Raw genomic sequence first — 21,675 nt, 5'->3', positions numbered from 1 at the left:
ACATACTCATCCACACGGGAGTCCGCTTCGATGCGCGGGCTGAGAGGACGACCAGCCGGGTCGTCGACCGTAGAACCTGTCCGGATCATGCCGGCGTAGGGAGATCAGGAAACACCATGGGCACAGCTCTATTCACCGACGGCACCGACGGCACCGACGGCACCCCGATCGACGCCGTGACGTGCGGCCCCATCCATTCCAGCAGTAAGGCTCATCTCGAGGTGCCCGGTGAGTCCGGTGACGGCCAGCGCGTGCCCGTGCGCCGGATCGCGCTCACCGACGGCACGACGTTCGACGTCTACGACACCTCCGGCCCGTATACCGCCTACGCGAGTGCGGCCGACTGCCATGACCTCGCCCCAGGCCTGCCGCCCACCCGCCGTGAGTGGTCCCACCCCGGGGCCGTCCCCGCCTCGCCGAACAACCCCACCCTCGTCCGGACGCAGTTGGCCTGGGCGCGGGCGGGGCTGACGACCCCCGAGATGCGGTTCATCGCCGTGCGGGAGGGGATCGACGTCGAGGTGGTGCGTTCGGAGGTCGCCGCCGGGCGGGCGGTCATCCCGGCCAACCACCTCCATCCGGAGAGCGAACCGATGATCATCGGCAAGCGCTTCCTCACGAAGATCAACGCCAACATCGGCAATTCGGCGGTCACCAGTTCGATCGCCGAGGAGGTCGAGAAGATGGTGTGGGCTGCCCGCTGGGGCGCGGACACCATCATGGACCTGTCTACCGGCCGGGACATCCACGAGACGCGCGAGTGGATCCTGCGCAACTCCCCCGTCCCCGTGGGCACCGTGCCCATCTACCAGGCACTGGAGAAGGTGGGCGGCGACCCGACCCGTCTGACCTGGGAGTTGTACCGCGACACCGTCATCGAACAGTGCGAACAGGGCGTGGACTACATGACCGTCCATGCCGGCGTGCTGCTGCGCTACGTCCCGCTGGCGGCCAAGCGGGTCACCGGCATCGTGTCGCGTGGCGGTTCGATCATGGCGGCGTGGTGCCTGGCGCACCACCGCGAGTCGTTCCTCTACACCCACTTCGAGGAACTCTGCGAGATCCTCGCCCGCCACGACGTGACGTTCTCCCTCGGCGACGGCCTGCGCCCGGGGTCGATCGCCGACGCCAACGACGAGGCTCAGTTCGCCGAACTGCGCACGCTCGGGGAGCTCACCGGGATCGCCAAGAGCCACGGCGTGCAGGTGATGATCGAGGGACCCGGTCACGTGCCGATGGACAAGATCGTGGAGAACGTGCGCCTCGAGGAGGAGTGGTGCGAGGAGGCCCCCTTCTACACGCTGGGCCCCCTCGCGACGGACATCGCGCCGGGCTACGACCACATCACGTCCGCGATCGGTGCAGCCCGCATCGCCGAGGCCGGCACGGCGATGCTGTGCTACGTCACCCCCAAGGAGCACCTGGGCCTGCCCGACCGGGACGACGTCAAGACCGGAGTGATCACCTACAAGATCGCCGCGCACTCGGCCGATCTGGCGAAGGGTCACCCGGGCGCGCAGGCCCGCGATGACGCGCTGAGTACCGCCCGGTTCGAGTTCCGCTGGCGGGACCAGTTCGCCCTGGCCCTCGACCCGGACACCGCGCTGGCGTACCACGACGCGACGCTGCCCGCGGAGCCGGCGAAGACCGCGCACTTCTGCTCGATGTGCGGTCCGAAGTTCTGCTCGATGCGCATCTCCCAGGACATCCGCGACTACGCCGCGGAGCACGGGATGGAGACGGTGGAGGCGATCGAGGCGGGGATGGCGGAGAAGTCGGCCGAATTCTCCGAACTCGGTGGCCGCGTCTACCTGCCGATCACCGGTCGATAACCGCTCCGGCCAGGCGAGTCGACCGGCAGGTCGCACCGGTGGAGCGACGGGTCGACCTCGTCGTCGTCACCGACAGCGCCGCCACCCACCAGTCCCTCGACGGGGCGAGCCCCGGTGCGACGTCGGATCGGGAGCCCGGACTCAGGCGTCCCGGCGCAGCGTCATCAGCACCCCGACGACCCACAGGGCCACGCACACGGCCGCGAACCAGGCGAACGCCGGCCACTCGCCCCACGTGATGTACCCGCGGACGCTCTCTCCCTGGGTCCAGAAGTCACCGTTGGCGAACGGCATCCAGGCGGCGATGTCCTCGCCGACCCGCGGGATCAACGAGACCATGCCCTCGAGGGCCAGTATCCACACGAGGAACAGGGAGATCGTGCCGGCGGCGTTGCGCATGATGTACGCCAGGCCCGTGACCGCGATCGTCCCCAGTGCGGCGTAGACGGGGAAGCGCCACAGGTAGGTCAGCCCGTCTCCGGAGAACGGGGTCCAGCCCTCGTTGCCGGAGAGCGCCCCGGCCACGAGGAGCGCCAGGACCACCGCGACGGCCGTGACCACCATCGAGAGCACCGTGAACAGGGCGGTCTTGGCCACGATGGCAGGCCAGCGCGACGGCGTCGTCAGGAACGTGGCCTTGATGGTGTGATACCGGTACTCGCCGGTCACGCCGACGATCGCGGCGATCCACGCCAGCAGGACGGTGAACGCACTGACGCCGAGGATCGCGAACAGCGGGTCGCTGCCGCCGCCGGGCGCACCGGCCATCGGGTCCCCTGTGGCGGGCTGCTCGAACTGGCCGATGACCACTGCGAGTACCACCGCCAGGCCGATGCCGATCGCGTACAGCCAGTAGGCGCTCTTGGTGGTGGTGACCTTGATCCACTCGGACTTCAGCTGATTCATCGGGTGGACTCCTGACCGTGGTACTCGACGTCCTGGTCGGTGAGGGCCATGAAGGCCTCCTCCAGCGACGCCCGCTTCTCGTGCAGTTCGTGGACGGTGATCCCCAGGCTGGCGGCGACATCGCCGACCTGCGGCGCGCGGAGATTCTGAATAAGGAAGACACCCTGTTCCGCGTCGAACGTGGCCTCGATGCCCTCATCGCGCGCGGCGGCGGTGAACTCGTCGACGTGCGGGGTGCGCAACACCACCGAGGACGTGGCGGCGTCCAGGAACTCCTCGACGGAGGTCTGCGCGCGCAGCTTGCCGCGGCCGATCACGACGAGGTCCTGGGCGGTCTGCGCCATCTCCGACAGCAGGTGCGAGGAGACGAGCACGGTGCGGCCCTCGGCGGCGCGTGCGTGCATGAAACGGCGGATCCACAGGATGCCCTCGGGGTCGAGACCGTTGACGGGCTCGTCGAACAGCAGGACCTCGGGGTCGCCGAGCATGGCGGTGGCCAGACCGAGTCGCTGGCGCATGCCGAGCGAGTAGCCCCCGACCTTGCGGCCGGCGACGTCGGTGAGGCCGACCAGGCCGAGCACCTCGTCGACGCGGCCCGGGGCCACCCCGCCCGCCGCGGCGACCATCCTCAGGTGCGCGCCAGCGGAACGGTTGGCGTGGGTCCAGGACGCGTCGAGCAGACAGCCCACCTTGTGGGCGGGGCGATCCAACTCGCGGTACGGGGTGCCGTTGATCAGTGCCTGCCCGGACGTGGGGGTGTCGAGACCGACCATCATCCGCATCGTCGTGGACTTCCCGGCGCCGTTCGGGCCGAGGAATCCGGTGACGACGCCGGGACGGACCTCGAAGCTGAGGTCGTCCACGGCGGTGGAGGCGCCGAAGCGCTTGGTGAGATTCCGTACCTCGATCATGGTCCCCAGTCTGCCTGCCGGGGCGCGGGCAGCGTGCGTCCACCTACTCAGCCCGCGTACAGGTAGTGCAGTACTAGGCTCGTGACCATGGATGACGCCACGCCCGAGCCGGATCGCCATCTGCCGTCGGTCCGCGCCTCCGACGCCGAGCGCGACGCCACCGCCAGGCTCCTCCAGGAATCCTTCTCGGAGGGGAGGCTCACGCTCGCGGAATTCGACGACCGGACGTCGCGGGCGTACGCCGCACGCTTCCGGTCCGAACTGATCGAGCTAACACACGACCTGCCCGTCGTCCACCACGAGCACGACTCGACGCCCGCGGCCCGGCCACATGGGGCCCCGGCGCGTCGCGTCACCGGGGCCAGCGGGCCCGCCTCGTCGCTGGCGATCATGGGCGGAGTCGAACGCAAGGGGACGTGGACCCTTCCCTCCGTGCACACCGCGTTCGCGCTGATGGGCGGCATCGAGATCGACCTGCGCGGCGCCTCCCTGCAGTCCCACGAGACGACGATCCGGGCGTTCGCGATCATGGGCGGCATCGACATCTACGTCCCCGACGACATCCATGTGGAGATCGAGGGCCTGGGGCTGATGGGGGGCTTCGGCGAGGAGTCCGGGAACTGAAAGCCCGATCCGCGACCGGTCCGCCAGGCCCCGCCCGGAGCCCCGGTCATCAGGGTCACGGGACTGGCGCTCATGGGCGGGATCGGCGTGCGGCGGGTGCCGCGCACCGAGGACTGACCGTCGGCGGGCTGGCGGACAGGTCGCGCGCATGCCGTCGGGCGGCCGGTAGGGCCTCAGTCGACCGGAGGGCTGGACGCCTGCGCCCAGAAGCGTTTCGGGATGCGGCCGGCGAGGCGGGCGGCGTGCCCGGCCCGGACGGCCTCGCGCATCGCGGCGGCCATGAGCGGCGGGTTCTCCGCCCGGGTGACGGCGGTGGCGAGTAGGACGCCGTCGCAGCCGAGTTCCATGGCAAGTGCGGCGTCGGAGGCGGTGCCGATCCCCGCGTCGCAGATCACCGGAACTCCGGCGCGCTCGACGATCATCTCCAGGTTGTGCGGGTTGCAGATCCCGAGCCCGGTGCCGATCGGTGCGCCCAGGGGCATGACCGCGGCGCAGCCCACGTCCTCCAGGCGGCGGGCCAGGACGGGGTCGTCGGTGGTGTAGGGAAGGACGACGAAACCGTCGTCGACGAGGTCTTCTGCGGCCTCTACCAGTTCCACCCCGTCGGGCAGGAGCGTGCGCTCGTCGGCGATCACCTCGAGCTTCACCCAGTCGGTGCCGAGCGCCTCACGGGCGAGCCGGGCGGTCCTGACGGCCTCGGTGGCGGACCTGCAGCCGGCGGTGTTGGGCAGCGGGCGGATGTCGAGCTCTTTCAGCATCCCGAGCAGCCCGAGTCCGTCTGAGCCCAGCCGCAGGTCGACCTTGCGGATCGACACGGTGGTCAACGCGGTCCCCGAGGCGATCAGCGCCTCGCGCAGGACCTCCTGGTTACCGGCGCCGCCGGTGCCCGTGATGAGCCGCGACGAGATCTCCTCGCCCGCGATCACCAGTGGCGAGTCCAGCACCGACGCGACGTCGGACGAGTACGCCGACGTCTCCACGCCGCGAACCGGGGTCGCGGCCGAGGTCGGGTCAGCCACCCTGGACCGCCGTGAGGACGTCGATCTCCGCGCCCGCACCGAGCGGGGCGTCGTCCCAGCCCGAGCTGGGCACCACCACGCCGTCGACGGCGATGGCGACGCCCTCGTCGGGCAGGTCCAGCTCGGTGACGAGTGCGCGGACGGTCGCGCCGTCGGCCAGGGTGCGGTCCTCCCCGTTCACCGTGACGATCATGGGCCCTCCTAGTTCCGGGTCGCGGCTGTACGTCTCCACCGTAGTCGCCTGCGCGGGGTGCCCGTAGTCGCCGGCGCGGGGTCCCCGGCGACGTCGATGCGGTGGGCCCACAGCGACCGGCACCCGGGCCCCACGGCGTCCGGCACCCGGGGCTCACCCGCGGGCGAAGCGGTCGGGAGCGGCCGCACGCGCCGCCGCCGGACCGCGCACCGCGTGCAGTGCCGCCCAGACCGCCGCGACGGTCACCGGGGTGAGCGCGATGCCGTTGCGGCCGTGCCCGGTGGCGTGGATCACGCGCGGGTCCGTCGGGTCGGCGCCGAGGAACGGCAGGTTGTCCGGTGACATCGGCCGGAGCCCGGCGATCGCCTCGGCCAACTCGTACTCCCCGATCCCGGGGAAGATCGTCTCGGCGTCGGCGAGCAGGTCGCGCACCCCGGCGACGGTGACCTGCCGGTCGTCGCCGTGTTCGTACTGCGTGGCGCCCACGACCAGACCACCGTCGCGCGGGACCAGGTACAGCGGTCGCCCGCGGACGAACGCCCGCACCACTCCCCGGGGCGGGTCCTCGCAGCCGGGCCGGGCGCGTAGCCGGAGCACCTCGCCCTTGACCGGGCGCACCGGCAGCCCCGCCAGTTCGGCGGACCCGGAACCTGCGGCCAGGACGATGCGGTCCGCGTCGACGTCGTCGAGCGAGGTCACCGCGCTGCGCACCCACCTCACACCCTCGGCGCGGCAGGCTCGGGTCAGGGCGGCCAGCAGGACGCGGTTGTCGACGGCCCCCTCGGAGTCCATGCGATAGGCGGCGCGGGCGACGCGGGCCAGGGACGGCTCGGCCTCGCGCAGCTCACGCCGGGTGATTCGGCGCAGGTCGGCGTCGGTGGAGTCCGGCTGGCGGGCGGCCCACTCCATGGCCATGTCGAGGTCACGGGCGTCGGCCTCGTCCACGGCCAGCATGTGCGTGTGGGTGGCGGTGCGGACCGGCGGGCCGGGAGGGACGTACGGCTCGAGGGCGTCCAGCATGTCCGGCCACCGCCGCAGGGAGTCCACTCCGAGCGCGAACACTGCCTCCTCTCCCGGCCAGGCCTCGCTGAACGGGGCGAGCATGCCACCGGCCACCCACGCCGCGGCCGCGGCGGGCACACCGTCGGGGCCGGACTCGTCGGGCTCGTAGATCACCACTTCCGTGGCCAGCTTGGTCCTGGCGGCCGACCACGCGCAGGCCAGGCCGATCACCGAGCCGCCGATCACGGCCAGCCGCCGGGCCCCGATACGCGCGATACCGTTATCCGCGGCCTCCCGGGCCACGGCGGCGGCACCGGCACCGGCACCGGCACCGGCACCGGGGCGGAAGCCGTCGTCGGCGGCGGGACGGTGGCCGTCGTCGTCGGCGGCGGGACGGTGGCCGTCGTCGTCGGCGGCGGCACGGGAGGTCATGACGGCCAGCCTAGTGGTGCCCTGGCCTACGGTTGTGACCATGACCTCCCGCGCCGACCGCCTCCGTGCCCGCCTCGCCGACGCCCGTCTCTACCTCTGCATCGACGCGCGTCGACACCTCGACGAGCAGGCGCGCGAGCAGGGGTGGTCGGGCGACTTCCCGGCGCTGCGCAGGGACGTCACCGCGGCTCTGGCGGGCGGCGTCGACATCGTGCAGCTGCGGGACAAGAACTCGGCCGGCGAACGCGACCTCGGGCCGCTCGAGGCCGGGCACGAATTGCGGGCCCTGGCGGTGATGCGCGAGGTGTGCGATTCCCACGGGGCGCTGCTGTCGGTGAACGACCGCGCCGACGTCGCCGTGGCGTCCGGGGCGGACGTGCTGCACGTCGGGCAGGACGACCTGCCGGTGGAGTGGGCGCGCCGGATCGTCGGAGACGACGTGGTGCTCGGCCTGTCCTGCCACGCGGTGGACGAGGTCGACAGGGCCGCGGCGAACCCGCTGGTCGACTACTTCTGCACGGGCCCCGTGTGGCCCACCCCGACCAAGCCGGGCCGCGTCGCGCCGGGCCCGGACCTCGTGCGCCACGCGGCAGGGACCACCGCGGGGTCGGGGTCGGCTGCGGGGTCGGCTGCCGGGTCAGGGTCGGCTGCGGGGTCGGCCGGGACGCCGTGGTTCGCCATCGGCGGGATCGACGCGACGAACCTGCCGGAGGTGCTGGCAGCGGGTGCGACCCGGGTGGTGGTGGTCCGAGCGATCACCGGCGCCGCCGACCCCACCGCCGCCGCCCGCGAACTCCGCGCGGCCCTGGCCTAGCCGGTCGGCGGTGTCGGTCTAGCGCGCGGCCTCGGTCCGGACAGCCGTACTCTGACCAGCCCCGCCCCGGAGAGCCCCGTCCCGGTCCGCGTCCGTCCGGTCAGCCGATCCCCGCGGAGACAGGCCCTCCCCCGTCAACTCCTTGCTCAGCGTCCTGCGCAACACCTGCCGGGGCTTGCGGCCCAGCGAATCGCCCTCTCGTCGTCGTCGTCCCCATGACTCCGGCGCCAGCCCCGGCACCAGGGTGAGGGCCTTGCCCAGTCCGCGCGCGGGCCACTCGACGGTGGCGTGATCGACCTGCACCGTGGCGCGGCGGCCGCGCAGTACGAGGGTCATCACCCCGTTGTCGAACCAGAGTCCGTCGGTGACCCGCCACCGCGCCTCGGGCTCCCGCACCCCCACCGCCCGGGCCAGGCGGCGCGTCAGGGCGGGCACGGGCTCGCGGACCGACAGACGGTTCACCGCCCGGATCGACTTCTGTAGAGGATTGCGGAACGGCGACATCACCAGCTGATGGACGCGGGTGGTTGAGTCCGCCACCCGCTCCGCGGTGAGGTCGATTTCCTCCAGGTAGGAGCAGTGCACGTCGCCGCCCAGCAGGAGGATCGACGCGGGCGCGGGCCCGTGATCGCCCGCGGCCACCTCGGTGAGCAGACCCACCAGATCGTCGAAGCTGTTCCGGAACGCCGCCCAGTGCTCGAGGTCCACGGCCAGGCGGATCCACTCGCCGACCCGCGCGGTGGCCGGCTTGCCGGGCCGGTCCCGGGACACCGCCTCGTTCCAGCCCTCGAGGTTGTGCAGGGCCGGCAGCATGAACGCCGGGAGGGACGAGCCGATCACCAGGTGGTCCACGTCCGCGTCCAGGCAGGACTCGCGCGTCCACTGCCATTCGTTGGCGTCCATGACCCGCCGGTCCTGCGGGTCCAGATGCCGCGACGCCCGCACGTCGAGCATCACCACCCGCACCCGACCGAAGTCACGCTTGAAGCTCCACTGCTCGGTGCGGCGCTCGGAATCGGTGGACAGCGCGAAGTCGTCCAGCAGCGACTCCCTCTCCGCGTCCGAACCGGCGGACCGCAACGCCCGGTACATCTCGTTTCGCTCCAGCTCGTCGGGGGCGAGATTGCCCAGGTGCTGGTAGACGAAGTAGCTGCCGAACGCGCCGATCACCCGGTCGCTCCACCACGGCTGGGCGGTCATCTCGCGACGCCACGCGTGGGAGGAGTTCCAGTCGTCGCGCAGGTCGTGGTCGTCGAGGATCATGCAGCTCGGCACCGTCGACAGCAACCAGCGCACATCCGCGTCACGCCACGACTCGTGGTACAGCCAGGAGTACTCCTCGAAATCGCAGATCTCGTCGGAGACGTCGCGGTCTCCCCCGGCGCCGGCAGAGTCCCGCACCGACTGCGGGCCACCGCCCGCGCGCCGACGCTCGGCCAGCCGCTCGGCGATCTCCCGGCTGGGGATGTCGGCGTACACCTGGTCGCCGAGCAGGAGCATCGCGTCCGGCCACTCCTCCTGCGGGGTGTGCGCCATGCGGTGCGCCAGGGCGACCAGTGCGTCGGCACCGATCCTGCGCAGCGCCACCGGGGTCTGGCTCTCCCCACGCCGGCACGACCCGAACGCCAGCCGCACCGTGTCGTCGGCGCGAGGCGTGCGGATCACGCTGGGCCGACCCGGGTCGACGGGCCAGGCGAGCCGGTCATCGAGCGACACCTCGTACGGCGTCATCTCGCCCTCGGGCAGCCGGCACAGGTGCAGTACCGCGAAGTGGTGGCCGTGCACGCCCCAGGAGCGCTCGGTGACCACCTCGTCGCCGGCACGGATGGTCACCTCGCACGGCGCCGACACCTCCACCCACACCGTGGCGTCGGTGCTGTCGACGTAGCGCAGCATCGGGCCGACGAGGATCTCCGGGGGCAGGGTCATGCGTTCCAGTGTGCACCCGCGGGGCGGTGCGGCGCGCAGATCCAACCCGTCAGGTCGGGTGGACCCGGTGAACCGGGCCGGGACCGGGGCGGGGCCGGGGTCGGACCGGGGCGGGGCCGGGGCGGGACCGGGGTGGGACCGGGCCGGCGTGCGCGCGTGCTACCCGAGGAGGGCGCGGGGTCCGACGACGACGACGTCGCCCGGCAGCCTGTCCCGCAGTCCCCGGTCGGCCGTCACCACCACCACCCGGCGGGGCCCGCCATCCAGCTCGGTGGCCAGATCGACGATCGCGTCGTCGCCGGACCCGGACGCGCGGTGGACGACGAGCGGGCCCTCGTGCTCGGCGGCCTTGGCGACGCCCTCGATGACGGCGTGCGCGCGGGCGACCCAGCCGAACCCCCCCGGCAGTTCGAGGGTGCGGGGCATCCCGGCACCCAGGTCGTCGAGCAGTCGCGAGGTGGAGCCGGCCCGGTCCTTCCACCAGCCGTCGGGGCGGGAGCCGAGCACGTTGGCCACGTCCACGACCAGCTCGACGGGGTCGGTGCGCAGCCCGTTCGCCCAGGCGTGGGCGAACGCGGGCATGAGCGGCAGCTCGGCCACCAGCGTCTCGGGCACCCAGCGGAGTTCGAGACTCTCGTTGTTGGGCACGGTCTCCAGCGCGCGCGGGGCGTCCGCGATGACGGTGGTGTACGTCCACTCCACCGCGTCGGGCGACTCCTGGACCAGCGGCGGGACGGTGCGGGGGCGGGCGGAGCCCGACGGGTTCTCGGGCAGCTCGTCGTGGCGCTGGTCGGGCCGCAGCCGGCTCAGCAGCTCGGCCGCGTGCCGCAGCTCGAGTCCGGGCCGGTGCCACACGGTCCCGGGCATGCGGGAGGTCACGACCTGCGCGCGGACCACCACGTCGGCGGGCCGGATCTCGGCCTCCTCCTCCGTCTCGCGCAGCGCCGCCACGGGCGCGTCCTCGTACGAGTCCCGCGCTCCGCCCGGCAGCGCCCACGTGTCGCCCGAGGCCGTCCACACGGCGCGGTGCTGCAGCAACACGAGCGGGGTGTCGGGATCGGACGGGTCGGCGGCCCGCAGGAGCAGCCCGGCGGCACCGAACCGACCCCACCGGCGATCGCCCTCGTCGGACACCACCCAGCCGTTGCCGTCACCTTCGCTCGCCGCCACCGGTCGTCCACCTCCCCTGGACCCGTCCACCCCCGGATCGGGCGGAACCTTGAGTCCTCGTCGACCAGTCTGCCCGACTCCGCGCCGCCACTTCACTAACCTGGGAGACACTCCCGTCGGATCGTCGGCTCGGCGGGCGGAGACCGGGGAGGTGAGCGAGCAGATGCGCGCCCGAACCTTCTCGCTGCGCCGCGCCCGCGGTGCGGCCGCCGACACGCCCGCACCCGGCGACGCACCGGTGGGCGGCGCCCCGGCCGGGTCGACGTCGGCATCCACGCCCGCGGCGTCCGCCGCCGGGGCCACGCCTGCGTCCGCGTCCCAGTCAGGCTCCGCGTCCCAGTCAGGCTCCGCGTCCCAGTCAGGCTCCGCGTCCCAGTCAGGCTCCGCGTCCCAGTCAGGCTCCGCACAGTCCACCCCGGCATCCTCGGCCGACGCCGCTCCCCGGGCCGGCGCCGCACCCGCATCAGGTGCCGCCTCCGGCTCCCGGTCCGGCTCCGCCTCCACGTCGGCCTCCGGCTCCCGGCCCGGCTCCGCCTCCACGCTCACACCAACGCCCGGCTCGGGTGGCGAGTCGTCATCCACCCTCCAACCCCGCAGGCCGGTCCGTCGCCGCGCCGCCCGCTTCTGGAACGACGTGCTCACCACGCCGGGCCGCATGTCGGTCTTCGCGTTGCTCGCGATCATCACGGTGCTCACGGGCGGGATCGTGGCGTCCTCGACGATCACCCAGCGGCAGAGTTATCACGAGACGCTGCTGGCCGAGGTCGAGCCCGTCGCCAACGCGTCGCAGACGTTGTACAGCTCCCTGACGATCGCGGACTCCGCGGCGAACACCGCGTTCATCACCGGCGGTATCGAGCCTGCGGAACTGCGCGAACGCTACCTCCAGGCGATCGCGACCTCGTCGTCGTCGATCATCGCCGCCTCCCAGGGCCTAGACCGCACCGACACCGAGTCCATCGAACAGCTCGCCCTCATCAACGCCCAGCTGGCCACCTACACCGGCCTGGTGGAGACGGCGCGCACCAACAACCGCGTGGCCAATCCGGTCGGCTCGGCGTATCTGGCGTCGGCGTCGACGCTGATGCAGGACACGATCCTGCCCGCCGCCGCGGACCTGTACGACCGGCAGTCCACGTCGGTGGGACAGTCGGACAGGGAGTGGTCGTCGCCGCCATGGGGGTCGTTCTTCCTGCTGGGGCTGGCGATCGCGGTGCTGTTGCTGTTGCAACAGTGGCTGTGGCGGCTCACCGGGCGGCGGTTCAACCCGGCGCTCGCCCTGGGCTCGCTGCTCATGGTGGCGACGTTCCTGCTCACGATGATCGCCGGGTTCCTCGCGGCCAATGACAACGCCAAGGGCCTGTCCGAGGGCGCGGCACCGATGAATGAGCTCACCCGCCAGCGCATCAACGCCCAGAAGGTGCGCGCGCAGGAGACGCTCAACCTGGTGCGGCGCACCGATCCGGAAGGGTCGGCGGCCGAGCGGGCGACCACCCTGGGCAACGTGCGTGACACCCTGACCGTCTACCTCGACGACGAGGACGACGCGGACTCCTCCGGCCGCATCAACCTCGACTCGCAGGGTGCGGTGACGGACGCGATCGAGGCGCTCGACGCCTGGATGGCCGCCCAGAACCGCGCCGACTCCCTATACCAACAGGGCGACTACCAGGGCGCGATCACCATCTCCTCCGGCCAGAGCGAGGGCGACTCGGGGGCCGCGTTCGAGGAGTTCGACGAGTCCATGCAGGACGCCATCGAGGAGGCCCGCGACACCCTGCGCACGCGCATCGACAACGCCCGCCGCACCTCCTCCAACGGGCCGGACCTCATCATCGCGCTGTCCACCCTGGCCGCGTTCGCGGTGGTCGTGGGGATCGCGCCGAGGATCAGGGAGTACCTGTGACGGCGGGGGTGCGGACCGGGTCGGGCGCGCGGGGACACGGCGCGCGGCGCCGGGCGAGGCGGGTCGCGCTCGGGGGCATGTTGGTGGCGGCCCTGGCGTTCGGGGCGGCGTGTGGGGTCGACGACGACGAGGGCGGCCCCGGCGCCGGCGGGCCGGAACGGGACGCGACCGCGGAGTCGGCCGGGATCGCCGGGGCGGGGATCCCGGAGATCGACGCGGTGATGCCGCTTCCCGCCGGCGCGGTGATCAGCACGGACGTCCCCGCCAGCCTGCCCGACGAGAACGACGAGAGCTGCGATCCTCTGCCCAGTCTGCGGCCGAACGACGCCACCCCCGCGGAGCGGGTGCCGCGGATCCTCGAGCGGGGTCGACTGATCGTGGGACTGGACCAGGGCTCCAACCTGTTCTCCTTCCGCGACCCGGCCAGCGGCCAACTCACCGGCTTCGACGTGGACCTGGCGCGCGAGATCGCCGCGGACATCTTCGGCGATCCGCGGCAGGTGGAGTTCCGGTCGCTGACGTCGTCGAACCGGCTCGAGGCGCTGGAGAACGACCAGGTGGACGTGGTGATCCGGTCGATGTCCATCACGTGCGCACGGCGCGAGCGGGTGACGTTCTCGGTGCCGTACTACCAGGCCTACCAGCGGGTGCTGGCGGTGCGCGGGTCGGGGATCACGGAGATCGAACACCTCGAGGGCAAGCGCGTGTGCGTGGCCGCCGGGACGACGTCGGCGTCGCGGTTGTGGGAGGAGTTGGATCGGATCACGGTGCTGTCGGTGAACACGTGGGCGGACTGCCTGGTCGCCATCCAGCAGAACCAGGTGGACGCGATCACCACCGACGACGCGATCCTCGTGGGCATCACCGCGCAGGACCCGTACCTGGAGATTGTGGGGCCGCAGCTCGACGCGGAACCGTACGGGGTGGGCATCGCCAAGTCCACGCCGGGCGACAACACCGACGGGCTGGTCCGTCAGGTCAACTCCACGCTCGAACGGATCAGGGCGGACGGCACGTGGAACCGCATGTATTCGACGTGGTTGTCCGGGCTGGGGCCCAACCCCGGGATGCCGGTGCCCAGGTACGTGCCGGAGGAGCAGCGATGAGTTACCGGAAGTGGGACGACCCGCTCGAGGAGGGCGAACCCAGCGTCGGTACGCAGGCCACGATGCGGACCGAGGCGGTGGCGGTGACGGAGGCCGCCACGGCGACCGGACTGACCGAGGCGACGGGCGCGTTGGAGGCCACGGGCGCCATGGAAGCGACGGGCGCGATGGAGGCCACGGGCGCCATGGAAGCCACCGGGGCCATGGGGGCGACCGGGCAGCTCGAGGCCACGGGCCCGCACGTCCATTCGGGAAGCATGGCGGAGACCGGGGCGGTCGAGGCCACCGGCGCGGCGTCGATGACCGGGTTCCTCGCCGACACCGACCCTGGTGGCGGCAGCAGCCCGGGCCGGGCGGGCCCGGCGCGCGCGGCGGGCGCGGGGCGGAGTCATGATCCCGAGTCCCGCACCGAGTCCGTCCCCGGCGCGCGGTCCTCCGCCCGGACCGGCGAGGTGATTACCGGCGACCGGTCGACCTCGGCACCGTTCCGCATGCGGCACCCCGACAAGCCGGAGGACCGCCCGAGCCAGGCCGCCGAGGGTCTGGTCGACCTGCCGTACATCATCCCCGTCGACCCCACCTCGGCAATGTTGGAGCCGGAGGACATCGAGGCCGAGTGCGCGGCCTCCGACGGCAGGCTGCCGCGGCCCGAACTGTGGCCCGGAGACATCGTCGCCGACCAGTACGAGGTCCGCGGTGCGCTCGCCCACGGCGGGATGGGCTGGATCTACCTGGCGGTCGACCACAACGTGTCCGACCGCTGGGTCGTCCTCAAAGGCCTGCTCCACGCCGACCAGGCCGAGGCCCAGGAGGTCGCCGTCGCCGAGCGGGAGATCCTGGCCGAACTGTCCCACCCGTCGATCGTGCGAATCTACAACTTCATCCACGACGACTGGGCCACGTCGCCCACCCATGGCGGGTACATCGTCATGGAGTACGTCGGCGGCCCCAGCCTGCGCGACGTCCGACGAGCGGCACCCGGGCGGGTGCTGCCGGTGGAGAAGGCCATCGCCTACGTGCTCGAGGTCCTGCAGGCGCTCTCCTACCTGCACTCGGTGGGACTGGTCTACAACGACCTCAAACCCGAGAACATCATGCTCACCGAGGACCACGTCAAACTGATCGACATGGGCGCGGTGTCCGGCGTCGGGGACTACGGGCACATCTACGGCACCCCCGGTTTCCAGGCCCCGGAGATCCCCCGGACCGGGCCCACCATCGCCTCCGACCTGTACACCGTCGGCCGCACCCTCGCCTCGCTCATCGTGCGGCTCCCCGTGGTCGACGGCCGCTACGCCGACGGCATCCCCTCCCCGATGGAGGAGCCGGTGTTCAGCCGGTACGACTCGCTGTACCGGTTCCTCCTGCGCTCGACGCACGAGGAACCCGACTCGCGGTTCCGCAGTGCCAACGGGATGGCCAACCAGCTCATGGGCGTCCTGCGGGAGGTACTCGCGCTGCGCACCGGGGTCCCGCACCCGGCGTTCTCCTCGGTGTTCTCACCCCAGCGATCGACCTTCGGCACGCTGTTCACCGTTGAGCCGACCGACTTCCTCGTCGACGGCCGCGCCCGCGACACGACGCTCACCGGGTCCGAACTGGTCGACGCCCTGCCGGTGCCGCTCATGGAGGCCTCCGACCCCGCCGGCCGCATTCTCGCCGCGACCTCGTACACCTCGGTCGAGCAGCGGATCGACACCCTCCTCGAATTGTATTCCGACACCGAGTCCGAGGCCCACGAGAGCGTCGGCGTGATCATGTCACTCACCCGCGCCTACCTCGAGAGCGACGATCTCGCCGCGGCCGAGGCGCTGCTGGAGGAGAACGCGTACCGGATGCCCGCCGAATGGCGGCTGGTCTGGTACGACGGCGTGACCGACCTGCTCAAGGGCGACCCCGTCGGGGCGTATCCCAAGTTCCAGAGGGTGCTCTCGGCCATGCCCGGCGAGAACGGCCCCAAGCTGGCCCTGGCCGCGACGGCGGAACTGATCCTCGACGTGTGCCCCGAGAGCGACCGGGCCCGCTGGGCACGCTCGAGCGAACACTTCTACCGCACGGTGTGGTCGGTCGACCGGTCGGTGATCAGTTCCGCGTTCGGGCTGGCGCGCCAACTGCAGCGTCGTGGCGAGGTCAAGTCCGCCATCGAGGAGCTCGACCGCGTCCCGCCCAACTCCCGGTACTCGGCGCTGGCCAACCTCACCGCGATCCTCCTGCTGTGCCAGGGCCGCCCGCTCGACGAGACCGACGAGTCCCACCTCCGCGAGGCCGCCCGCCGTGTGACCAATCTGTCCGCCGGTGAACACCGCGCGTTCCAGATCCGGCTCACCGTGCTCACCACCGCACTCGCCTGGGTGCAGCTGCCGGGCAACGAGCCGTCCCCGTCCCCCCTCATGCGCGGCGTGCCGTTCACCGAGTTCGGGCTGCGCTCCGGCGCGGAGACCGTCCTGCGGACCCTCGCGCGGTCCACGGAGACCCGTCAGCAGCGGTTCAGGCTCGTCGACCAGGCCAACAGCATCCGTCCACGCACCCTGTTCTGAGTCCGCGGGGGTTCCACCGGCCTCGGGCGCTCCCACCGGGCCGGGCGGCTCAGCCCTCACGGTTGAGAGCGGGGTCGAGAGCGGGGTCGGTGGCGAGGGCCGGGTCATCGTGGCGGCGGCGTCGCCGGGCGAACAGGATGAGCGTCGCGCCGGCCGCCGCCGCGGTGAGCGCCCACAGCACGAGCTCGGCCCCGCTGACGCCGGTGGTGGCCAACGACCCGCGGACCTCGGAGTTGGCGCGGATCCACGCGTCCGACGGCGCCCCTTCGCGCGGTGTCACCGCACTCTCGGCGACCCGGCCGGTGGCGCCACCCTCGTCGGTGGCGGGGTCCGCGTCAGGCGTGGTGGCCGCGGTCGCGGGGGCGGTGGGGGCAGAGGCGGTGGGGGCGGTGGTGCCCGCCAGCGAGTCCGAACCGGCGGAGCTACCGGGGCCACCGGGACCACCGGGGCCACCTGAACCGGATGAACCGGACGAGTCGGACGACCCACCGAGCGAACCGGCCAGGGAGCCCAGGGCGGGGCCGACGACACCGATCACCACACCGATGACGCCCCCTACGATGACCGGCCAGACGACGTCCGGCAGGTCCGTCGAACCGCCGGTGGGGGCGGGGTGGACCACCACGCGCCGGACAGAGGTGTAGGTGGCCCCTCCGGGCATGGTGACCGAGAACGAGACGTCGTAGGTGCCGGCGCGGGTGGGAGTACCGTTCAGGGCGCCGTCCTCGAGTCGCATGCCGGGCGGCAGCGTGTCGGTGACCACGTCGGGCACGGTGCCCTCGGGCGGGGTCGGGAGAAACCGCTCGGGCCCGTACTCGTGCCCCGCGGTCACATCGGGCAGTCGGTTGAGCGGATCGGACGGATCGGTTCCGAGCAGGTCCTCGGTGGTGTCGGGCAAGCCGTCGCCGTCGCGGTCGAGGCCGTCGACGTCGGAAAACGACACCCACATCCTCGGGCTGACACTCTGCCGCTGCGCGCTGTTGGGGACGTCGAGCGGAACGGAGACCTCGTCCACCACTCGCGCCGACTCCCCCGGCCCCAGTTCGAGGGCGGCCACCGTGGCGCCGCGGGCCGGAGAGCCCCCGGCCTGCCCGGTTTCCGCGCCGTGCAGCATCACGGTCCCCGAGTCGGCGGCCGTCGCGCCGGTGATGCTCGAGCGCACCTCGAACTCGGCGCCCTCCGACACCACGAAGTCACCGACTCCGACCGCATACCGGCCGGTGCGGCCGGAGTCGGCCGCATTGCGGACGTGATAGGTGCGGTCGACGGATTCGCCGGGGAGCATCGCGCACGGGTCCACGTCGGGGATGCTGGCGCTCGCCCCGGGCGGAGCGGGGCTTGTGGGCGGAGCGGAACCCCGGGCCCACCGGCCGGGTCGCAACCCCACGAACCGAGAGCGAGATCCGGGGCGTCCGTCCAGATGGAACCGTCCAGCGAGAACTCCAGATCGGCGCGGGCATCGAGGGCCGGCACCGTCACCTCCTGAGCCACGGACGCCCCGCCCAGGACCAGGGTGGCGACCGCCGCCAGGATGAGCGGCACGATCCCGCGACTCCTGGGCCAACCCTGCGTCGGGCCGGGAGGCGGCCCGTGCTCGGGCCGGTCGTCCGGAGAGGAGGGTGAGGCGTGGGGCATCGTCCGACTTCGTCCAGCCCGGGCTCGGATGCCGGGGATCACCCCGCACTCTATAACTAAAGTTGTTCTTAGCAAATGTGGACGGGGTTATCCTCCCAGGCCCAGCACCTCGTCGCACGCCCGCGCGATCGCCAGTTCCTCGTCGGTGGGCACCACAAGCACCGTCACGCGACTGTCGGGGGTGGAGATGACCCGCTCGCCGGCGCCGTTCTCGTTGGCCTCGGTGTCGATCTCCACACCCCAGCCGCGCATGGTGGCCAGCGCGTCGGCCCGCAGGCGCGCGACGTTCTCTCCCACCCCTGCCGTGAACGTGATCGCGTCCACGTCGCCGAGGACCGCCCAGTAGCCGCCGATGTAGCGACGCAGGCGATGGATCACCACGTCGTAGGCCAGCGTGGCGTCCTCGTCGCCATCGTCGACCCGCGTCAGGAGTTCGCGGAAGTCGCGCGCCCCCGACAGCCCCTCCAGCCCCGACCGGCGGTTGAGCAGAGTGGAGACATCTTCGGGCGACATGCCCCGGTCACGGATGAGGTGGATGATCAGGCCGGGGTCGAGGTCTCCGGGTCGTGTACCCATGACCAGTCCCTCGAGGGGCGTCAGACCCATGGACGTATCCATGGCGCGGCCACCTTCGATAGCGGACGCCGACGCCCCGTTGCCCAGGTGCAGGACGATCTGGTTGAGCTCGCCGTACGGGCGGCCCAGGACGTCGGCGGTGCGGCGGGAGACGAACTCGTGGCTCGTGCCGTGGAAGCCGTACCTGCGCAGGTCCCACTCGCGTGCCGTCTCGCGATCGATGGCGTAGGAGTGGGCGGCGGCGGGCAGGGTGTGGAAGAACCCGGTGTCGAACACGGCCACGTGCGGCAGCCCCGGCAGCAGGTCGCGGGCCACCCGGATGCCACGCAGGTTGGCCGGGTTGTGCAGAGGGGCGAGCACCTCGAGCTTCTCGATGTCGGCCTCCACCTCCGGCGTCACCTCGACCGGCTCGTGGAAGGCCGGCCCGCCGTGGACCACACGGTGGCCGATCGCCTCGACCCCCAGGTCGGTGGGATGGACGTGCAGCTCCTTCGCCAACTCCAGTACGTGTCCGAGCGCGGCGGTGTGGTCCGGGAACTCCGCCTCCGCGGTGCGTTCTTCCGCACCGGCACCGGCCAGGTCGCTGCGGCGAACGGTCAGCGTGCCCACGGGCTCACCGATCCGCTCGACCAGCGCCCAGGTCAACTCACCCTCGACGGCGGTGTCGAGGATCTGCAGCTTCAGGGAGGAGGAGCCGGAGTTGATGACGAGCACGCGGGTCATGAGCCGCTTCCCTGGAGGTCTCCGACGCCCTGCGCCTGGACTGCGGTGATGGCGACCGTGTTGACGATGTCCTCCACGAGCGCACCGCGGGACAGGTCGTTGATCGGCTTGCGCAGCCCCTGGAGGACCGGGCCGATCGCGACCGCGCCCGCGGTCCGCTGTACGGCCTTGTAGGTGTTGTTGCCCGTGTTGAGGTCGGGGAACACCAGGACGGTGGCCCGGCCGGCGACCGGGGAGTCGGGCATCTTCTTGGTCGCGACGGTGGGGTCGACGGCGGCGTCGAACTGCAGGGGCCCGTCCACGACGAGGCCGGCAGCCGGATCACCCTCGGTCGCCTCGGCGATCCGCGACCGCACGAGTGCGGTCGCCTCGCGCACCTTGTCGACGTCGGCCCCACTGCCGGAGTCCCCGGTGGAGTAGGAGAGCAGTGCCACACGCGGGTCGATCCCGAACCGCGAGGCGGTCTCGGCGGACGACACCGCGATGTCGGCGAGCTGCTGGGCGGTGGGGTCGGGCACCACCGCGCAGTCCCCGAACGCCAGTACGTGGTCGGCCAGGCACATGAGGAACACGCTCGAGACCGTCTTCACGCCGGGGCGGGTCCGGATGATCTCCAGGGCGGGGCGGATGGTGTGCGCGGTGGTGTGGGCTGCGCCGGAGACCATGCCGTCGGCGAGCCCGGTGTGCACCATCATCGTGGCGAAGTAGGAGATGTCGAGGATGCGGTCACGGGCCACGTCCGGGGTCATGCCCTTGTGCTTGCGCAGCTCGACATACTCATCGGCGAACCGATCGGCGTGCTCGCTGGTCCGCGGGTCCAGCAGTGTCGCGCCGCTCAGGTCGATGCCCAGCTCGTCGGCACGCCGACGGATCGCCTCGGGGTCACCGAGGATCGTCAGGTCGGCCACGTCGCGCCGCAGGAGTCGGCCGGCGGCGTGCAGGATGCGGTCGTCGTCGCCCTCGGGGAGCACGATGTGGCGCTTGTCGGCGCGGGCACGCTCGAGGAGCTGGTGCTCGAACATCTGCGGCGTCATCACGTCGGGCGCGTCGACCCGCAGCGGCGCGAGCAGTTCCTCGGTGTCGACGTGCTTCTCCATCAGGCTGAGCGCGGTCTCCACCTTGCGCCCCGAGCCCGAGAAGACGCGCCCGCGGGTCTCGGCGGCCAGACGGGCGGTGTCGTAGGTGCCGTGACCCGTGCAGATGATGGGGAGGGTGGAGCGCATCCCGCGGACGAGCTTGTCCAACGCCGCGTTCGGCCTGACCCCACCGTTCCAGATCATCCCGGCCAGCGAGGGGAAGCCCTCGGCGGCGTGTGCGGCGAGGATCGCCAGGACCGCGTCGGTGCGGTCGGCGGGGACGATGACGACCATCCCGTCGACCAGTCGCTCCAGGATCCGGTCGCCGGTCATGCCGCCGACCATCACGGCCATCGCCTCGCGGTCGAGCAGGGCCGGGTCGCCGGAGTAGAGCTCGCCGTCGACCGCCTCCATGAGCTCGCCCATCGTGGGCGCGGTGAGCAGCGACTGGGAGGGCAGCGTCCAGGCCGGTACGTCCAGCGAACCGAGCTCGGCCCGGATCTCCTCCAGCGCGCCGGGATCGCACCGGTTCACGACGACTCCCACGGGGTGGGCGTGCTCGACACGCAGCTCCTCGAGGGTGAGCCGGGCGTTGGTGGCAATCTCGGCCGGGGTGCGGTCGGATCCGCGGAGCACCAGCAGGACGGGGGCGCCGAGGTTCACGGCGATCGTGGCGTTGAAGTCGAACTCGGTGGGGCTGGGCACCCCGGTGTAGTCGGTGCCGACGATCACCACGACATCGCACTGCCGGGCCACCGCCTCATATCGGTGCACGATCTCGCTCAGGGCGGCGTCGCGGTCGGAGTGCACGCGCATGTTGGTCACGCCGATGCAGTCCTCGTAGTCGAGGTCCACGGTGGTGTGCTGCAGCAGCATCTCCACGATGGGGTCGCGTACCGGTTCCTCGTCCTCGACGCCGGGACCGGCGGGGCGGGGCGCGACCGTGACGGGGCGGAACACCCCGACCCGCTGGACGGTCCCGGCCAGGATGCGCAGCAGTCCCAACGCGACGGTCGACTTGCCCGTGTCGCCCTCGGGGGCCACGACGTAGACCGCGGACGAGGAGAGCGGCGCACCGTCCGACTGGGACGGGATCGAGAGTGCGGCGACGTCGGAGTCGGACAACTCGGCCCCGGTGGGATCGCCTGACCCCGAGGCGCGGGGTTCGGACGCGAGGGTGTCGGACGCTACGGACTCGGGAGGAAGGGATTCGGGCACGGGGGCATTGTGACAGCGCCGGCGGCGCAGCACACCTTGTACACACCCGACGGCCCGATCCCCCAC

The 21,675-nt window shown here is 72.0% G+C and carries 16 protein-coding genes and 1 riboswitch; of the genes, 6 read left to right on the top strand and 10 right to left on the bottom strand.

Annotated elements, in window-relative coordinates; genetic code table 11:
- The first annotated feature begins 4 nt into the window (after positions 1 to 4).
- Positions 5 to 119, top strand: a riboswitch (TPP riboswitch).
- A complete protein-coding gene (thiC, locus tag CK206_RS13960; protein ID WP_096906745.1) occupies positions 117 to 1,832 on the top strand; it encodes a phosphomethylpyrimidine synthase ThiC in 1,716 nt (571 codons plus the stop codon). (Overlaps the previous riboswitch by 3 nt.)
- A gap of 141 nt (positions 1,833 to 1,973) precedes the next feature.
- Here thiC and CK206_RS13955 read toward each other — a convergent pair whose 3' ends face one another.
- A complete protein-coding gene (locus CK206_RS13955; protein ID WP_069390430.1) occupies positions 1,974 to 2,738 on the bottom strand; it encodes an ABC transporter permease in 765 nt (254 codons plus the stop codon).
- A complete protein-coding gene (locus CK206_RS13950; RefSeq protein ID WP_061227928.1) occupies positions 2,735 to 3,649 on the bottom strand; it encodes an ABC transporter ATP-binding protein in 915 nt (304 codons plus the stop codon). Before CK206_RS13950 ends, CK206_RS13955 begins: the two co-directional genes overlap by 4 nt.
- A gap of 87 nt (positions 3,650 to 3,736) precedes the next feature.
- On the opposite strand from CK206_RS13950, the gene CK206_RS13945 reads away from it, so the two are divergent.
- A complete protein-coding gene (locus CK206_RS13945; protein ID WP_254050597.1) occupies positions 3,737 to 4,273 on the top strand; it encodes a DUF1707 domain-containing protein in 537 nt (178 codons plus the stop codon).
- Between the two features lie 173 nt (positions 4,274 to 4,446).
- Here the strand turns inward: CK206_RS13945 and CK206_RS13940 are convergent, their stop codons facing one another.
- From CK206_RS13940 to thiO, 3 genes are all read right to left on the bottom strand, one after another.
- Complete coding sequence (locus CK206_RS13940; RefSeq protein ID WP_371607101.1) at positions 4,447 to 5,253, bottom strand: thiazole synthase; 807 nt, start codon at positions 5,251 to 5,253, stop codon at positions 4,447 to 4,449.
- A 31-nt stretch (positions 5,254 to 5,284) separates the two neighbouring features.
- Positions 5,285 to 5,485 (bottom strand): sulfur carrier protein ThiS, encoded by a 201-nt coding sequence (gene thiS, locus CK206_RS13935; protein WP_017836465.1) that lies wholly within the window; start codon positions 5,483 to 5,485, stop codon positions 5,285 to 5,287.
- 153 nt (positions 5,486 to 5,638) lie between these two features.
- Positions 5,639 to 6,919, bottom strand: a complete 1,281-nt coding sequence (gene thiO / locus CK206_RS13930; RefSeq protein WP_254050596.1) for a glycine oxidase ThiO — start codon at positions 6,917 to 6,919, stop codon at positions 5,639 to 5,641.
- Positions 6,920 to 6,959: 40 nt separating this feature from the next.
- On the opposite strand from thiO, the gene thiE reads away from it, so the two are divergent.
- Entirely contained in the window at positions 6,960 to 7,733 is a 774-nt protein-coding gene (gene thiE, locus CK206_RS13925) for a thiamine phosphate synthase (RefSeq protein WP_096906744.1), read from the top strand.
- An 18-nt stretch (positions 7,734 to 7,751) separates the two neighbouring features.
- Here thiE and CK206_RS13920 read toward each other — a convergent pair whose 3' ends face one another.
- Positions 7,752 to 9,662, bottom strand: a complete 1,911-nt coding sequence (locus CK206_RS13920; protein ID WP_096906743.1) for an alkaline phosphatase D family protein — start codon at positions 9,660 to 9,662, stop codon at positions 7,752 to 7,754.
- Between the two features lie 159 nt (positions 9,663 to 9,821).
- Entirely contained in the window at positions 9,822 to 11,528 is a 1,707-nt protein-coding gene (locus tag CK206_RS20785; RefSeq protein WP_371606916.1) for an NUDIX domain-containing protein, read from the bottom strand.
- Here CK206_RS20785 and CK206_RS13910 point away from each other — a divergent pair.
- The 3 genes from CK206_RS13910 to CK206_RS13900 all read left to right on the top strand — a co-directional run bounded on the left by CK206_RS13910 (position 11,488) and on the right by CK206_RS13900 (position 16,381).
- Complete coding sequence (locus tag CK206_RS13910; protein ID WP_254050595.1) at positions 11,488 to 12,738, top strand: hypothetical protein; 1,251 nt, start codon at positions 11,488 to 11,490, stop codon at positions 12,736 to 12,738. The genes CK206_RS20785 and CK206_RS13910 overlap by 41 nt on opposite strands.
- Positions 12,739 to 12,815: 77 nt before the next feature.
- Entirely contained in the window at positions 12,816 to 13,844 is a 1,029-nt protein-coding gene (locus tag CK206_RS13905; protein WP_096907468.1) for a glutamate ABC transporter substrate-binding protein, read from the top strand.
- Complete coding sequence (locus CK206_RS13900) at positions 13,841 to 16,381, top strand: serine/threonine protein kinase (RefSeq protein ID WP_096906741.1); 2,541 nt, start codon at positions 13,841 to 13,843, stop codon at positions 16,379 to 16,381. The genes CK206_RS13905 and CK206_RS13900 overlap by 4 nt, the downstream gene beginning before the upstream one ends.
- A 49-nt stretch (positions 16,382 to 16,430) precedes the next feature.
- Here CK206_RS13900 and CK206_RS13895 read toward each other — a convergent pair whose 3' ends face one another.
- The 3 genes from CK206_RS13895 to pta all read right to left on the bottom strand — a co-directional run bounded on the left by CK206_RS13895 (position 16,431) and on the right by pta (position 21,609).
- The gene (locus CK206_RS13895; RefSeq protein ID WP_096906740.1) at positions 16,431 to 17,666 is read right to left on the bottom strand and encodes a thrombospondin type 3 repeat-containing protein; all 1,236 of its coding nucleotides are present in this window, start codon (positions 17,664 to 17,666) and stop codon (positions 16,431 to 16,433) included.
- A 437-nt stretch (positions 17,667 to 18,103) separates the two neighbouring features.
- The gene (locus CK206_RS13890; RefSeq protein ID WP_096906739.1) at positions 18,104 to 19,315 is read right to left on the bottom strand and encodes an acetate/propionate family kinase; all 1,212 of its coding nucleotides are present in this window, start codon (positions 19,313 to 19,315) and stop codon (positions 18,104 to 18,106) included.
- Positions 19,312 to 21,609, bottom strand: coding sequence for a phosphate acetyltransferase (pta, locus tag CK206_RS13885; protein ID WP_173674794.1), 2,298 nt, complete (start codon positions 21,607 to 21,609; stop codon positions 19,312 to 19,314). The genes CK206_RS13890 and pta overlap by 4 nt, the downstream gene beginning before the upstream one ends.
- Positions 21,610 to 21,675 lie beyond the last annotated feature (66 nt).

Source organism: Dietzia sp. WMMA184 (assembly GCF_002441635.1).
In the GTDB taxonomy this organism is placed as follows: Bacteria; Actinomycetota; Actinomycetes; order Mycobacteriales; family Mycobacteriaceae; genus Dietzia; species Dietzia kunjamensis.
Note: the sequence above shows the minus strand (reverse complement) of the source record. Positions and strands in the feature narration are given on the sequence as shown.